Raw genomic sequence first — 12,877 nt, forward strand, 5'->3', positions numbered from 1 at the left:
GAAGCCACCTGGACCGCTCCCGCCAGCACCGTCAGACCGGGGGAAGCCCGGTACGCCAACCCGACCACCCGCTTTGCGGCCACGGCAGCTCGCGGACCGCCTCCCACAGGTTGGCACGCGCCACCTCCTGGTCCACGTCCGCCCACTGCGGCGGTTCCAGGTCCTCAACGCCGATCAGCGCACCGCCCGACGCCCCGGAGGCGCGTCGACGTCCGCTCATGCTCCCCAGCATGCGACCCCATCTCCGGACTGCTCCCCCACCAGAACTCACGCCTGTCACCGCGCACCTCCACTCGTCCCCACCCCCTGCGGCGGAACGCTCCCGCGGGCGCTGGCTCGCGATCGAGACGTGCACGACCCCTCGTGATCGGCATCGCGGGCCATGGTGCCGGAGGACAGCAACACCCCACTCACCGTCCTCCGCAGCATCATTCGGATGTCGGAGCAGGGCCGTCGGACGCAGTGCCGAGATTCGGCCAACTGTGCTCCTCGACCTGCGCGCCAACCCCTTTCGTCCGCGCAGTCGTGCTCGGAAGTGCGGACACCCCGAAGACCTCGGAGCTGCGCCGCCTGGCCAGCTCTTGTGGGACAGGTCGGCCAGGCCGAAGCGGTTCCACCGAGGGACGCCGATCTCCAGGACGAACCCACCTCCTGGTGGCGCAGGCGAGTGGCGACGGCTGAGCCTCTGTGATGCGCTTCTTCCATGAACGACGAGGACGGCGACCCACCACAGCGCGGAGATGACCGTGCCGCCGGCGAGCCCGACGACCGACCCGGGGAACAACGCCCTCTGGACGAGAGCGCCGAAACCGGCCGTTGGGAGGTCTTCGGACGGGGCGTGCGCACGGCCCTGCACAACAACGCCACCGCCTACGGCTTCTCGATCTCCATCACGGCTGCGTACGGCCTGGTGACGGAAGCGCGGGGAACGGCCAGCGCTCTGGAGACGATCTCCTTCACCTTCGGGGCCGCGTTCGCCTTCCTCCTGGTGGGTTCGGTGTTCGTGGCCCGCTTCCCGCACGGCCGGTTGCCGGAAAGCGGGCAGGTGGCGACCTTCACCGGCGGGATCGACGTCCTGTCCATCGTCGCCGCGGTGATGACGGCCTACGGCGTGTCCCGGATCAGCGGGTTCGTGGCTTGGCCGCTGTCCGCGTTCGGGACCGTTCTGGCCTACTTGCTGGTCGGCGGACTCGACGTCCTGCTGGCCCGCACGATCGCGCGCCGCACCACGTTCGGCAGCTCGCAGTGATCGACGTCCACTCCACCCACCTCCCCACCCCGTGTTGAGCGCGGTGCATGCGTCGGCGGGCTGCTCATCGATGCGAGTGATCAGCTTGCGCTGCGTAACGGATCGAGCTGACGCCCGAGTTGCCGGTTCAAGACTTCGCGGAGGCCGTAGCACTGCTAGCGCAGGGCCTCGATGCCGGCGCGGGCCAGTTCGAGGTGAGTGCGCATGCTGGCTGGGCCAGGCGCGACTCCTGCCTGTTGATCTCGGACGGGGGCCGCGTCACGCTGGCGGGCGGCTTCGATGTGCTCGCGCGCCCTCGGCGTAGACCCGCCAGGTCGACAGGCGCTTCGTGGGCGACGACAGCGAGGGTGATCGGCTGCCTGTCGCGTCCAGCTGATCGACTGCAGCCTCCACTCGCAAGCGCTGGGCACGATCGTGTCTGCACGCTTCGGATCGTGGTCACGCCGCCCGGTTGCGGAGACTGCCGGTGGTCTCGCCACCTACCGCCGAGCGCTCAACGCCCGACCAGAACCACCAGGCGGCTCCACGGCCTGCGGCGGCGGACATCCACCAGCTTCTTCCATCGTGGTCTTCGTCGCGGCGCGCTTGATCCCGCCAACGGTCCAAGAACAAAAAAGAGGGTTTCCGACAGGCTCTGACCTGCGGAAACCCTCTTGCCGGTCGGGACGGCGGGATTCGAACCCACGACCCCTTGACCCCCAGTTTCGTCCACAAGAGACAGTCATGCGCGAAACACGAGAAACTGCAGCGTATCGCGCTCTTGGAACCGCAGTTCAATGTAGTTCGCTACCGTTGTGGACGGGCTGTTCGCTCCAGTTTCGCTCCTGCTCCAGATTCGGGTCAGACCCTCGCACGGCGGCTCTGGTCCACGGTTTAGCCATCGGGTCGTCATCACATAGCGTTAGCCGAGTGGCAGGCTGGCCCCCGCGACCGCGTCGCATCCCCAAACCTCAGCGATCTTTCGATCCCTGTCGCTATGGTTTCGGGCATGACGGAAGGCGAGATAACCGTGCGACGGGTGCGGATCACAGCGGAAGCGATATTCGAGGTCACCGACCCCGCCGCGGTGGAGCATGCGGCACTCGACGACATCGCGTCCTCCGAGTTCAACGTGTCCGAAGGCGAGACCCAAGACGAGGCCGTGGAGAGTGAGCGGGACGAGGTTCGTGGCGACCTGGCCGCGGCCGTCAGCTGGCTCGCCGACCCGATGCGGATGATCTCCTCTGACATTCCGGGGATCGACGCCTCGGAGACCTCACATCAGGCGGAAGAACTCCATGTCGACGCGTCGCGGGTCACGTATCCGGACTTCGCGGCACTGTTCCCGGTGTGCGAGTGCGGACGCGAGTCATGTACCGCATGCGACGGCTTCCAGCTGGCACCACGGACTGCCGCAGCGCTGTGGACAGCCGGGAAGCTCCTCGCTGACCACGCCTACGACGACGTGACTACCTTCGGTGACGACCCGGTCGATCCTAAGGCCGGCGCCTGGATGCTCTTCGATGAGTACCCGCGCATCACATGGCGGCGGAACGCCATTTGGAGACGCCAAGCCGCGCGGTCGTTCGACGACCTGACCACCGACATCGAATCAGGTGACTGGCCACAACCCACGTGCCCGGCCGAGGAGATGGCGCTGCACCGGATGCTGCGCTACGCCACCGACGGAGTTCGGGGTGGCTGGATCACCTTTGACGGCACGCTCAAGGATCTCCCGAAGCGCGCCACCGACGCCGACTTCAACGAGCTCTACGACGTACTATTCCAAGACACAGACATACTCGAACTGTTCGATGCGAGCCTCGACGGAATCGAAGACCCCGACGACGAACTCAACCAGACCACCGGCATCGGCGACTACCGCCCGCAGGCATGGTTCGAACCCTTCAACAACATGACCCCGCGGGACCGCCGCCGCCCGTTCCGGCGCTGACCACGCGGAAGGCGTCAGCAGACCTACAACTGACCGAGGGAGCGCCATGACGGCAGCAGTGTGCTCACCTTGTGAACTTGCCTGAGTCCACGGCTCGTAGGAAGGCGCGGTATGCCTCTCGCTCCACGCTCAGGACTGGTGAGGCGTCGCCGAGCTTGGAGTCCCGGATCATGGGTGTCTCTAAGTTGAGGGCAACCTCAACGCAGTTGCCGCCCTGGTTGCTGCGGCTGGACTTCCGCCACTCAGGTCGCGCGTTCACGTCTACTCCTTCATGCGTGCCGCGTAGTCACCTCCAATCCTACGTAGCACCTTCCTCGACTCGACCGCCGGGAGCGCCTGAGGTTCCAGCGATGCGAACAATCGGCTCAGCTCAGCGACGTCCCGCAGATCATCGATCACATGGCCACCCAACGGTGTGTCGCTGTAGGCGATGTCCGCATGCCCGGCGTCGGGAAACCTCAGCACCGTGATCGGCCCGACCATCCCGACATGAACACCTGCGTCGAAGGGCAGCACCCGGAGGTTCACCGTCGGCAGCTTCGATGCCTTCACCAGGTGCTCGAGCTGCTCTGCCATCACCGACGGGGAGCCGACGGTGCGATGCAGCGCTTCCTCCGCGACCACAGCGTGCAACGTGAGTCCATGGCCAGGCTGAATTCGCTCCTGGCGCTTCAGCCGGACCTCCACCCATTCCCGAAGCTGCTCATCCGTGAGCGTCAGCCGCCCAACTTCGTGAACCTCTCTGGCGTAGGACTGCGTCTGTAGCAGCCCTGGCACCAGCCCGAGCTCGAAGTGGAAGATCTCGGAGGCTTCCGCCTCGAAACCGACGAACGGCGCAAGGTGCGCGGGAAGCTTGTAGCTCTGCCACCACCCACGCTTGCCGGCCTCCCTGCGGAGCTGCTGAAGCTGTTCCCCCAACTCCTCGGAGGCCCCGTACAGCTTCAGAACCTCCCGCAGATCGTTGGGCCCCACACGGGAGTGCCCTGATTCCCAGTGCCCCACCGTGGACCGCGACCGCTCCAGGTGGGCGGCCACGTCGTCCAGCGAAAGTCCCTTGGCGGTGCGGAGCTTCTTCAGCTCGCGCCCAAGATGCACCTGCCGTGCGGTACCTGCCATGCGATCAGCATCTCACGAAAGATCTCCAAGAAGAGATCACCCAATAGGACGCATACACTTGCTGTCCGCTATTAGTTAGCGTCTAATTTTGACCTTACCGATTTTGAATCTCAGAAGCAGACTGTAACGAGGTAGGCAGATATGCAGGGCAACCGGGACACCGGCACCAACGCCGAACCACAGCTGGACGCGGCTGTCCCTCCACGGCACTACTGGCTGCCCTGCGGCGATCAGGTCCGGCATGCCTTCAGAGGACGTCGCTGGATGCATCAGGAGGCGGACACCTCGATCTGCGGACTGCACGTCTCCATGCATCTACCGACGGAGGCCGAATGGTTTATCGCACCGACGTGTCAGGACTGCAATCGAGCGCTGAAAGCCGTGGCCACGCCATGAACATCCGCGCAAAAGCGGCCATGCGAGGTGCGGCGTGATCGCCTTCTACATCCTGTTCGGGGTTCTCGTGGTCATGCCGTGGTCCGCAGTGATCGCTGATCTTCCGCTCGTTCGGCAGTGGTGGGCAACGCGCCGTGCGCGGCGCACGACCCGCCAGATCTGGGCGCGACACCCCGAAGCGCGACCGACCTGCACGAACGAGCACCTGCCCGCCCCGGAACCATCTCCCCTCGACCGGGGCGGGCAGGCCATGTACTCCACCGTCGGTACCGGCACGCCCACCGAGGAGGGGCGATGAGCCCGTTCATCCTCGCTCGGCCGAGGCCCGAGTTCTTCGGGCAGTCCCGCCAGGTCATCCACGTATTCGCCGCCGGCCAGCACAACGCCTGCGATCGACGCCAGGCCCTCTGCGGCTTCTCAGCTCCCGCAACGCTTCTCGTACCCGTCGCGGAGATCTCCGGGATGGGCTGCGAACTATGCCTCGCAGCCCTCCCCACCGATCTACTTCCCGGCGACGCGACGAACGCGAACCTGCCACCCGCTCCCCCACCGAGCACCGACGGCACGCCGTATGCCATCGGACTCCGCGGCGAACGCGTGCAGCACCGCCTCGCGCCCAACCCTGTCACGACTCGGTTCGAGGGACGCGACGCCGTTCTCTGCGCCTGCGGCGTCATCGGCTTCCTCGCACGCGGCGACCCACCAACCGGCTACCAGCCCTGCCCACAATGCAACCCCGACCGGAGCACACCGTGAACCACCTCGTCTGGCGGCAGTCCGGACTCGACGCCCACAGCCACGCCTACCCTGCCGACGGCGGGTTCATCCCCAGTGGCGTCTCCTACGCACCCGCACTCGGCGAAGTCGAATACCGGGTCCCGATCTGCGGTTATGCGCACCCGGCAGCATTCGTCATGCCCCACGGCTCAGGCACTCCCTGCGAGGCATGCGAGAAACTCGTCGAGCCGTTCCCCTACCTGTCGGCACCATCTCGCTGCCAGCAGCACCCGCACCCGGCGAGCTCCACGCCACCAGCTGAGGTCAACTGAGCAACTACAGGCCGCTCGATCGCCGGAGAGTCTGACTCGGCGCTCCCCTCACCCCAGGCGGCGGTAGGGCCATCAGTGCGGTGACCACGTCAACGACAGGACCGTGGTGCTGCCATAGCGGGTCACCGTCGGGATAGTCGTCGGCGCGAAACCGGGCGCCGACGGCCTCGTTCATTGCCCGCACCGTGTAGGTGTCCACCACGCCACCGCGGAAACACTCAGCGTGAATCGCGATGACCTCTCTGCCATCGGCGTCGGAGAGATGCAGGAAGCGAAATCCGGCATCGACGCTCCGCCGGATGGCCGTGATGTGCGGTGTTTCGTCGTCGGTGGCTGCCATCGTCACGTCGGTCCCCCGAAGTAGAAGGTGATTGGACCGCTCCCCCACCCGGTCATCCGAGCTCTCGCGGCGTGCCGATCACACTAACTCCCACCCTAGGTTCATTCAAGGTTAGTTTGAGGTTAGTCGTGTTGCTAGTGGACATCTAAGGTCGATCTAAGCGACCATGGTTGGGTCCGTGTTCCTCACTTCTGTGGAGGCTGTCGTGCAGCTTCGGAAGCTCTGCAAGGACCCCGAGTCGAACCCCGGTGGCTGCCAGACCGTGTACCTGGCCGAGAACGGCATGTTCGCCGTACAGGGGCTCGAAATGGACGCCGAGACCTACGCCAACATGGAAAACGTGCTGCCCGGTGAAAGCGGGGTGCTGATCAAGCCCGAGATCATCCTGGAGGCTGCTCGGCTCTACCAGGAAAGGTCCGCGTGACCATGACCTCGGATCCGCGGCCGGGCATCGATTCCCTGTGGGATGGGCTGGTCAACTTCAAGTACTCGCTGTTCCGCCTGGAAACGCTCCAGCAGTACTCCGGCAGCAGCGAAGACGAAGCCATCGCCCAGTGGCGGCGTACCGGCGCCATCCCCCTCACCGACGAGCTTCGGCAGTGGTGCGAGCGCATCGACCGCCGCGTCAAGGACGGGTGCCGCGCACAACGCGTCCACGTCGTCACCGAGCCGTTGACCGACTACATGCGCTTCGAACTGGCCTCCTACGAGCCCAACATCCAGGCCGGCGAAGACGTGCGTGTCATCCCCGTCCGCGAAGGCCAGTGGCCCGCTGACGTACCGTTCGAGTCTGACTATTGGCTCATCGACGCACGTCAGCTGTTCTCGATGCGCTACGCGCCCGACGGCCAGTGGCTCGGAGCCGACCTGGTCACTGATCCGCAACAGATCGCCGACGCCTGCGCCATCCGCGATGCCGCGCTGGCGCAGTCACTACCCTGGCGTGACTACAACCCACGCTGAGATCAACAGGAGGACGCAGCCCAGTGCCGGCCCCGAACACGCCGCAACGAGCCCTGCTCGCCCGACGTCTTCGCGAGCTGCGCGCTGCTGCGTTCACCTCCGGCAGCGCCCTGGCCCGCCACCTCGGCTGGCACCAGACCCGCGTCTCGAAACTCGAACAAGGCAACCAGCGCCCCACCGACGATGACCTCCGCGAATGGGCCGAGGCCGTCGGAGCCAGCCCGGCACAGCTCGACGAGCTCTACGAACTCGCCAGCGCCGCGCGCATCGAGTACGCCACGTTCCAGCACCGATACCGCCAGCACGGCGGGGCCGTGGCCGAGCAGGAAACCACGGCCCGCGAAGATGCCGCCTCCAGCCGCATCGCTGAGTTCCAGCCCGCGATGATCCCCGGTCTCCTGCAGACGGCCGCATACGCCCGCGACATCCTCACCCGCCCCTGCGGGCCCGCTTCCAACGGGGTCACGCCCGGCGAGATCGACCAGATCGTCGGCAAGCGCATGGAGCGCCAGCAGGTCCTCTACCAACCGGACCAGCAGATTCAGATCGTCATGGGCGAAGCCGCCCTGCGCACTCGCTTCGGCACCACCGAAACGCTCATCGGGCAACTGGACCGGCTACTCGCACTGACCGGATACGCCCATGTGGAAATCGGCGTCGTGCCCTTCGCCGCGGCAATGCCGGTCTTCCCGCTGACGAACTTCCTCCTCTACGACGACCACGTCCTCATCGAATCCATCACCGCGCAACAACGCCTCGATTCCCCCGACGACGTCAAGAGCTACGAAAGCTACTTTGACCAGCTCCGTGAAGCAGCCGTCACCGGACCGGAACTCGAAGCGCTCCTACTGCGCGTCTCGGCCAATCTCCGCGACCAGCTCGTATGACCCGCGTCGGTCGTCGTGGTGGAAGATGGGCGTCGTCACCATGATCTCGCCGGGATCGAACTGCTTGATCAACGCGTCGAGCTTCTGGCGCACCGTTTGCGAGGCTCCGACGATCAGCCCGCGCGTGTGGTGGTCGACGGTGTCGCGCTCCTCGGACGTGTAGTGCACGCTCGCCGCGTCTTCCGGTGTGGGAAGTCGTATGCGGCTTCCTTTCAAGCGGCTCAGGATTTTGAGCCGACTCGATCCGGCCAGCCATTCCGCACGGGCGTCCGAGTCGGCAGCGATGACGGAGACGCTCATGAGAGATCGCGGGGTCGCCAGGCCCACCGAGGGTTGGAAGGCTTCCCGGTAAACCTGGAGTAGTTCGCCGCAATCCGGGTTGAGGTGGTGCGCGACGGCGTAGGGAAGCCCTGCGATGGCAGCGAGCTCCGCACTAGCGGGGCTAGTGCCAAGGATCCACGGTTGCGGACGGTTTCCGGCAGCAGGTACCGCCGTCACGGTTCCCGGCTCCGGCTCGCGCTCGTCGAAGTAGCCAAGCAACTCGCGCAGCTGTTCGGCGAAGGATTTCTGATCCGAACCCGTGGGCCGGATCGCCGAAGCCGCACGCGATGGTCCGCCTAGCGCACGGCCGAGACCGAGGTCGATTCGCCCTGGGTGGAAAGCTTCAAGCGTGCCGAACTGCTCGGCGATGATCAGGGGCGAATGGTTCGGAAGAAGCACACCGCCGCTTCCCACCCGTATAGAGCGCGTGACCTCGGCGAGGCGTCCCACCAAAACCGCCGGGGCCGCGCTAGCCACACCACGCATGCTGTGGTGCTCGGGCACCCAGTACCGGTGATATCCGAGCGCGTCGGCGTGAGCTGCCAGATCGACCGTGTTCTGCAGGGCCTGGCTGGCGCTGGAGCCTTCGACGATCGGGGCGGTGTCAAGGACCGAGAGGAGGACTCCACCGTCAGTCTCTGACTGTGTCATGAAGGTCCTTCCGGATTGCCCCGCGCGAAGCGAGTTCGTTGCTGAGTTGGATCATCCAGCGGGCCCGTCGGCGCCAGCTTCCGTCGAAGTCGGGCTCAATGACCGGGTAGGGCGGTTCGATCGGAGTGGGTACTTCATGGTCCCAGCGTGCCTCCCGCACGGCGATCCGCCTTTGCAAACCCGCTGCGACGGCATCGGCCGCGTGTCGTGGGTTCCGTGCAGCGTCATTGGGCGGTGGGCAGTCACGAGCCAGCTCTGCCAGGCCGTCGGTAATCTCCGCCGTTATTCGTTCGAAGTCGTCATCGGGACGCGGACGGCCACTGTCGCTAACGTGGTGATTGAGCGCGATGTGGGGAAACTCGGTGGTGAGCGTGCGCCATAGCGGCATGAGCTGCTGTGAGTAGCGGGCGCGCAGTGCCATTTCATAACGATCCCTGCTCGCGACCACCACGCCGGCCAGAGGCGCGAAGGCCAAGCCCAGCGCGAGGAGAAGCTGCCCACCGAGCTGCCCGATCGAGTACAACGTGCTCATGAAGCCAAGGTCGAGGTCACGTGTGACGAGTCGGATGCCGTAGCGGACAAGCGAGATGGCGTTGACTCCGAGGGTCATGCCGGCGCTGCCGACGATCACGAGAGCGAAGGCAGCCCGCGCGAGTGGGTGCTGCAGACGCGAGAGATAGCCCCCGGCGCGGCAGATGCCCAGAATCCAGACACTGAGGGAATAGCCGTCCATGGACAGGTAGAAAACCGTGCGCTGCCAGGTCTGTTGTCCACGGCCCTGCGCCTCTGGCCAGACCAGCAAGACCAAGGCCATGACAGCTAGAGCAACCACGAGCACAACGAATTCGACTCGTGCCGTTCGTACCCGTACCGGCACCGGCCTTCGCAGGTCGGCTAGGGCGAAGAACGCTGCCCAGGAGTAGGCCATGACCATCCAGCAGCCATTGATGATCACGCCCCATACGGGGCCGAAGAAGTCCTCGATGGGCTCGAGGATGGGTGTCTGGATACCGAAGACGGCCGCGAACGAAAGAGCCCACAAGCCCACGACCAGGATGCGGAGGGCGAAGTCCTGTCGTCGACGTGTGAGCTGGACGGTCTCCCAGACCGTCACTGCCAGGATCACGACCGCTTTGAACAGGCGCAGCGCCATCTCGAAATCCATGATCACTCCTGATCGACGAAACCGAACGCACCTGCGATACCGCGCTCTTCCGGCGAAACGCCTGGTCGCAGGCCATTGGGTCGTGGTCGTTCCCTCGCCAAACCGGCCAGAATTCGTGCTCCAACCTCGGCTTCCCACTCCCGCCAGTCCGAGTAGGCGTTCTCAGTGCCGAGGTCAGCGCCGCAGGTAAGTGCGTCACCGAAGTCCAAGTGTCGGCGAAGCAGGTGAATGAGCTCGTGTGCGATCACGAGGTCGCGCTGTGGTGCAGGAGCTGTCCGTTCGTAGAAGATCGAGTCGACTCGGCTTTGCTGCACCAGGTGACCGATCGACGTGGTCGCGCCGAGATCGACTCCTTTCACCTTGATGCGCCGGCCTCGGTACGCGCTCAGGCGCTTGCACAGGTCGATCGGATCCCAGGGCGGGCGGACATCCAGCGCGGCAAGCACGTCTCGGCAGAGGTCTTCGAGTTGAGCCGCGCTCATCGGGCCGGTGAGCGTTGAACTCCAGATTCGGAGACGGGTCCTGGCCTCCGGCTCGGCCTGCGGCGTTTCCTCACCGAGGGGGGACGGCGCCCGGAGTCCAACGAGGACTCGTCTGAGCTGGTCCCACCGTGGTTCCGGCAAAGGGCTGAACACCCGGCACAGGCGGTGTTCGTCGAGGCCGCAGTCGCGCAAGGCACGCTGGACGACCTGTTCGTAGGCGCCGGCTACAGCTGACGGGTCGGAGCCGAAGAACGCCGGATCGGTGCCGAAGAATCTCGCTACGGCACTAAGCAGATCCGGTGTCGCGGGTTCACCGCGCCGGTGCAAGGCGATCTTGATTTGGCTGACGCCGACGCCCTCACCTACCTCGGCATCGGTGTACGGGCGGCGTCCGGTCGCCGGGTCGAGGACCGTCACGACGTCGAAAAGCCAGTTCAGGCGGTCAGTGACTGAGCCGATGCTCTCGGCGCTAGTCATCGACATCCTCCGACTCGTCATCCGAGCGCAAGGCCTCGGCGAGAGCTCGCATCATCCTCGCCCGTTCGCGTGCGGCGGTGACGTTCGTGGCGCCGCGGTGGCCGACCTTGGCGACTCCGGACTCGCGCATCGCGCGCTGAAGCTCCTCCGATGCGGTTCGGAGTTCCTGTTGCGCTGCTCGCTCAGCATCCAGTTTGGCGTGCAGCTCCTGCTCGCGATCGGCGAGCTCAGCTTCGACCTCGGCGGCTACCGCCGGGTCGGTGAAGTAGCCGGTTCGGACATCAAAGAACCAGGCAATGGCCTCAAGCGTTCGAAGTGTCGGGTTCGTTTTGACGCCACGGCGCAGCTCCGACAAGTGCGACTCGGACAAGTCGCGCCCGGCTTCCTTGCACGCGTTCACGACCTCGCGATTCGTGAACACTCGATCGGGTGACTCTGGAGGGCGCTGAACGTCGAACAAACGGTTGAGTCGTTCGCCCACAGTTTTTGGCGGTGTTGTTGACGGCGTTCGCCCTGACTCTTTCGGCATCACAGCTCCCCAGGTCAGCGTTGCCCAGCCAGCATGACACCGCAGAGCGATCCTCGCTAGCGATACCTGCGTATCGATTGACGAAGCATCAATTCGTAGTAGCGTAATTCTCATCGAGCACGAAAAGATCAAAATTCGCTCGATTCGTTCGACACCTCCAGCTGGAGATCAATACGCCTGATTCAACATCATTTCTTGACGAGGGGGCGCTGTCATGGAAAATCCGATCAACCGGTATCCGGAAGTATTCGCTGAGGGCAAGTGCGCGCGGCATCCGTTCTCAGCCGACTGGTTTCACGAGGACGCTCGTGGCGGGCGCGCCGTGGAGCGGCAACGGTCGCGGGCGCAGCAGGTGTGTTCGGGATGCCCTCTGCAGGCGCAATGCCTGGCGATGGCACTGGAATTCGAGGCCGATGACGGTCACTCGTGGGGTATCTGGGGTGGAGTGAGTGCGCGCGACCGACGTGAGGTGCTGCGGGAACTTGCCGCATCCGGCACACCACGGGATGCCGTCGACTTCGATGAGCTCGCCGAGAACGTCCTGGACTCCTGCGAGTCGGCCCAGGTGATTCCACTGCCTCGGACGAAGCAACGGGATCCCCTGCAGCTCGTTCGACGGGTTGCGTAGGCGGAGAGCGTCATGGAGATCCTCCGCGCCACCGTCGGACCGATAACGGCCCACGACGAGGTCCTCGTGGTGGCCGGCTTGTGGGCATCACTGGGAGTCGGCGCGGCTGTCGGCTTGGCGTGGGTGCTGCGGCGCTGGGTTCCGACCGCGTGCCAAGCCGCTCCACTCGCTGCGCTCGTGCTCATCTGCGCACTCGTCTCGATGGGTGTCGGTGTCTTCTTCGGCAGGGACCCCGCGTTGCTGGCGTGGTGGTGGTTGGGCGTAATCGGTGTGGGCCTCGGTGCGATCGATCTGCACTGTCATCGCTTGCCTCGGACGTGGGTGCTTGCCCTGGTCGCGGGCGGCGTCGGGGTCTTCGCGTTCGTCGCTGCGACCGGATCCGGCGGCCTCACCCAGTTGTTGCGAAGTGGCGAAGCAGTGCTGCTTGTCCTGGCCATGGGTTCCGGGATCTTCGCGGCGGCGCCCGGCTGGCTCGGTTTCGGTGACGTGACCTTGCTGAGTGCCTTGGCGGCGTTTTGGGGCTGGCTGGGGTGGCGCACCGTGCTCTGGGGCCTGTTCCTGTCGCTGGTCGTGCTCGGCGCCGTGGCCGCTGTTGCGTGGTTGATGGGCCGACGTGGCGAGGAGAGTCGCATCGCCGCTGGTCCCAGCATTGTTCTTGGTGGCTGGATCGCCATCGTCAGCTATTCATGAG

General features: G+C 65.3%; 17 protein-coding genes. 9 read left to right on the forward strand and 8 right to left on the reverse strand.

What is annotated here, in order from left to right:
• Positions 1-31: 31 nt before the first annotated feature.
• Positions 32-220, reverse strand: a complete 189-nt coding sequence (locus tag EIL87_RS12225; RefSeq protein WP_125090360.1) for a hypothetical protein — start codon at positions 218-220, stop codon at positions 32-34.
• 483 nt (positions 221-703) lie between these two features.
• Here EIL87_RS12225 and EIL87_RS12230 point away from each other — a divergent pair, with 483 nt between their 5' ends.
• A complete protein-coding gene (locus EIL87_RS12230) occupies positions 704-1,249 on the forward strand; it encodes a hypothetical protein (RefSeq protein WP_125090361.1) in 546 nt (181 codons plus the stop codon).
• A gap of 988 nt (positions 1,250-2,237) precedes the next feature.
• The gene (locus tag EIL87_RS12235) at positions 2,238-3,182 is read left to right on the forward strand and encodes a hypothetical protein (protein WP_125090362.1); all 945 of its coding nucleotides are present in this window, start codon (positions 2,238-2,240) and stop codon (positions 3,180-3,182) included.
• Between the two features lie 64 nt (positions 3,183-3,246).
• Here the strand turns inward: EIL87_RS12235 and EIL87_RS12240 are convergent, their stop codons facing one another.
• Both EIL87_RS12240 and EIL87_RS12245 read right to left on the reverse strand, forming a co-directional pair.
• Positions 3,247-3,441, reverse strand: coding sequence for a DUF397 domain-containing protein (locus tag EIL87_RS12240; protein WP_125090363.1), 195 nt, complete (start codon positions 3,439-3,441; stop codon positions 3,247-3,249).
• 2 nt (positions 3,442-3,443) lie between these two features.
• Entirely contained in the window at positions 3,444-4,298 is an 855-nt protein-coding gene (locus EIL87_RS12245; RefSeq protein WP_125090364.1) for a helix-turn-helix domain-containing protein, read from the reverse strand.
• 430 nt (positions 4,299-4,728) lie between these two features.
• On the opposite strand from EIL87_RS12245, the gene EIL87_RS12250 reads away from it, so the two are divergent.
• Together EIL87_RS12250 and EIL87_RS12255 are read left to right on the forward strand one after the other, a co-directional pair.
• Positions 4,729-4,992, forward strand: a complete 264-nt coding sequence (locus EIL87_RS12250) for a hypothetical protein (RefSeq protein ID WP_125090365.1) — start codon at positions 4,729-4,731, stop codon at positions 4,990-4,992.
• The gene (locus EIL87_RS12255) at positions 4,989-5,450 is read left to right on the forward strand and encodes a hypothetical protein (protein ID WP_125090366.1); all 462 of its coding nucleotides are present in this window, start codon (positions 4,989-4,991) and stop codon (positions 5,448-5,450) included. Before EIL87_RS12250 ends, EIL87_RS12255 begins: the two co-directional genes overlap by 4 nt.
• A gap of 297 nt (positions 5,451-5,747) precedes the next feature.
• On the opposite strand, the gene EIL87_RS12260 is transcribed toward EIL87_RS12255, so the two are convergent.
• Complete coding sequence (locus EIL87_RS12260; protein ID WP_125090367.1) at positions 5,748-6,083, reverse strand: hypothetical protein; 336 nt, start codon at positions 6,081-6,083, stop codon at positions 5,748-5,750.
• A gap of 205 nt (positions 6,084-6,288) precedes the next feature.
• Here EIL87_RS12260 and EIL87_RS12265 point away from each other — a divergent pair, with 205 nt between their 5' ends.
• From EIL87_RS12265 to EIL87_RS12280, 3 genes are read left to right on the forward strand one after another with little or no spacing between them, the layout of a single operon-like run.
• Positions 6,289-6,507, forward strand: coding sequence for a hypothetical protein (locus EIL87_RS12265; protein WP_125090368.1), 219 nt, complete (start codon positions 6,289-6,291; stop codon positions 6,505-6,507).
• Positions 6,508-6,509: 2 nt separating this feature from the next.
• Positions 6,510-7,046 (forward strand): DUF6879 family protein, encoded by a 537-nt coding sequence (locus EIL87_RS26815; RefSeq protein WP_325049451.1) that lies wholly within the window; start codon positions 6,510-6,512, stop codon positions 7,044-7,046.
• Between the two features lie 23 nt (positions 7,047-7,069).
• Positions 7,070-7,933, forward strand: coding sequence for a helix-turn-helix domain-containing protein (locus EIL87_RS12280; protein WP_158628628.1), 864 nt, complete (start codon positions 7,070-7,072; stop codon positions 7,931-7,933).
• On the opposite strand, the gene EIL87_RS12285 is transcribed toward EIL87_RS12280, so the two are convergent.
• Genes EIL87_RS12285 through EIL87_RS12300 form a run of 4 tightly spaced genes read right to left on the reverse strand, consistent with a single transcriptional unit; the run spans position 7,892 to position 11,558 of the window.
• On the reverse strand, positions 7,892-8,905 hold the full coding sequence (locus EIL87_RS12285) for an LLM class flavin-dependent oxidoreductase (RefSeq protein WP_125090371.1): 1,014 nt from the start codon (positions 8,903-8,905) through the stop codon (positions 7,892-7,894). The genes EIL87_RS12280 and EIL87_RS12285 overlap by 42 nt on opposite strands.
• Positions 8,886-10,070 (reverse strand): MAB_1171c family putative transporter, encoded by a 1,185-nt coding sequence (locus EIL87_RS12290; RefSeq protein WP_125090372.1) that lies wholly within the window; start codon positions 10,068-10,070, stop codon positions 8,886-8,888. Before EIL87_RS12290 ends, EIL87_RS12285 begins: the two co-directional genes overlap by 20 nt.
• 2 nt (positions 10,071-10,072) lie before the next feature.
• The gene (locus EIL87_RS12295; RefSeq protein WP_125090373.1) at positions 10,073-11,029 is read right to left on the reverse strand and encodes a hypothetical protein; all 957 of its coding nucleotides are present in this window, start codon (positions 11,027-11,029) and stop codon (positions 10,073-10,075) included.
• Positions 11,022-11,558 (reverse strand): hypothetical protein, encoded by a 537-nt coding sequence (locus tag EIL87_RS12300; protein ID WP_125090374.1) that lies wholly within the window; start codon positions 11,556-11,558, stop codon positions 11,022-11,024. Before EIL87_RS12300 ends, EIL87_RS12295 begins: the two co-directional genes overlap by 8 nt.
• Positions 11,559-11,772: 214 nt before the next feature.
• Between EIL87_RS12300 and EIL87_RS12305 the strand changes: the two genes are divergently transcribed.
• Positions 11,773-12,186 (forward strand): WhiB family transcriptional regulator, encoded by a 414-nt coding sequence (locus EIL87_RS12305; RefSeq protein WP_125090375.1) that lies wholly within the window; start codon positions 11,773-11,775, stop codon positions 12,184-12,186.
• A 12-nt stretch (positions 12,187-12,198) separates the two neighbouring features.
• Positions 12,199-12,876, forward strand: coding sequence for an A24 family peptidase (locus EIL87_RS12310; RefSeq protein ID WP_125090376.1), 678 nt, complete (start codon positions 12,199-12,201; stop codon positions 12,874-12,876).
• The last annotated feature ends 1 nt before the right edge of the window (position 12,877 follow it).

The sequence above is a fragment of the Saccharopolyspora rhizosphaerae genome, from assembly GCF_003931915.1.
Lineage (GTDB): Bacteria > Actinomycetota > Actinomycetes > Mycobacteriales > Pseudonocardiaceae > Saccharopolyspora > Saccharopolyspora rhizosphaerae.

Excerpts from the sequence above, each read along its gene's own strand:
- EIL87_RS12225 (WP_125090360.1), bottom strand. The coding sequence starts at position 220 with ATGAGCGGACGTCGACGCGCCTCCGGGGCGTCGGGCGGTGCGCTGATC.
- EIL87_RS12230 (WP_125090361.1), top strand. The coding sequence starts at position 704 with ATGAACGACGAGGACGGCGACCCACCACAGCGCGGAGATGACCGTGCC.
- EIL87_RS12235 (WP_125090362.1), top strand. The coding sequence starts at position 2,238 with ATGACGGAAGGCGAGATAACCGTGCGACGGGTGCGGATCACAGCGGAA.
- EIL87_RS12245 (WP_125090364.1), bottom strand. The coding sequence starts at position 4,298 with ATGGCAGGTACCGCACGGCAGGTGCATCTTGGGCGCGAGCTGAAGAAG.
- EIL87_RS12255 (WP_125090366.1), top strand. The coding sequence starts at position 4,989 with ATGAGCCCGTTCATCCTCGCTCGGCCGAGGCCCGAGTTCTTCGGGCAG.
- EIL87_RS12260 (WP_125090367.1), bottom strand. The coding sequence starts at position 6,083 with ATGGCAGCCACCGACGACGAAACACCGCACATCACGGCCATCCGGCGG.
- EIL87_RS26815 (WP_325049451.1), top strand. The coding sequence starts at position 6,510 with ATGACCTCGGATCCGCGGCCGGGCATCGATTCCCTGTGGGATGGGCTG.
- EIL87_RS12285 (WP_125090371.1), bottom strand. The coding sequence starts at position 8,905 with ATGACACAGTCAGAGACTGACGGTGGAGTCCTCCTCTCGGTCCTTGAC.
- EIL87_RS12290 (WP_125090372.1), bottom strand. The coding sequence starts at position 10,070 with ATGGATTTCGAGATGGCGCTGCGCCTGTTCAAAGCGGTCGTGATCCTG.
- EIL87_RS12295 (WP_125090373.1), bottom strand. The coding sequence starts at position 11,029 with ATGACTAGCGCCGAGAGCATCGGCTCAGTCACTGACCGCCTGAACTGG.
- EIL87_RS12300 (WP_125090374.1), bottom strand. The coding sequence starts at position 11,558 with ATGCCGAAAGAGTCAGGGCGAACGCCGTCAACAACACCGCCAAAAACT.
- EIL87_RS12305 (WP_125090375.1), top strand. The coding sequence starts at position 11,773 with ATGGAAAATCCGATCAACCGGTATCCGGAAGTATTCGCTGAGGGCAAG.
- EIL87_RS12310 (WP_125090376.1), top strand. The coding sequence starts at position 12,199 with ATGGAGATCCTCCGCGCCACCGTCGGACCGATAACGGCCCACGACGAG.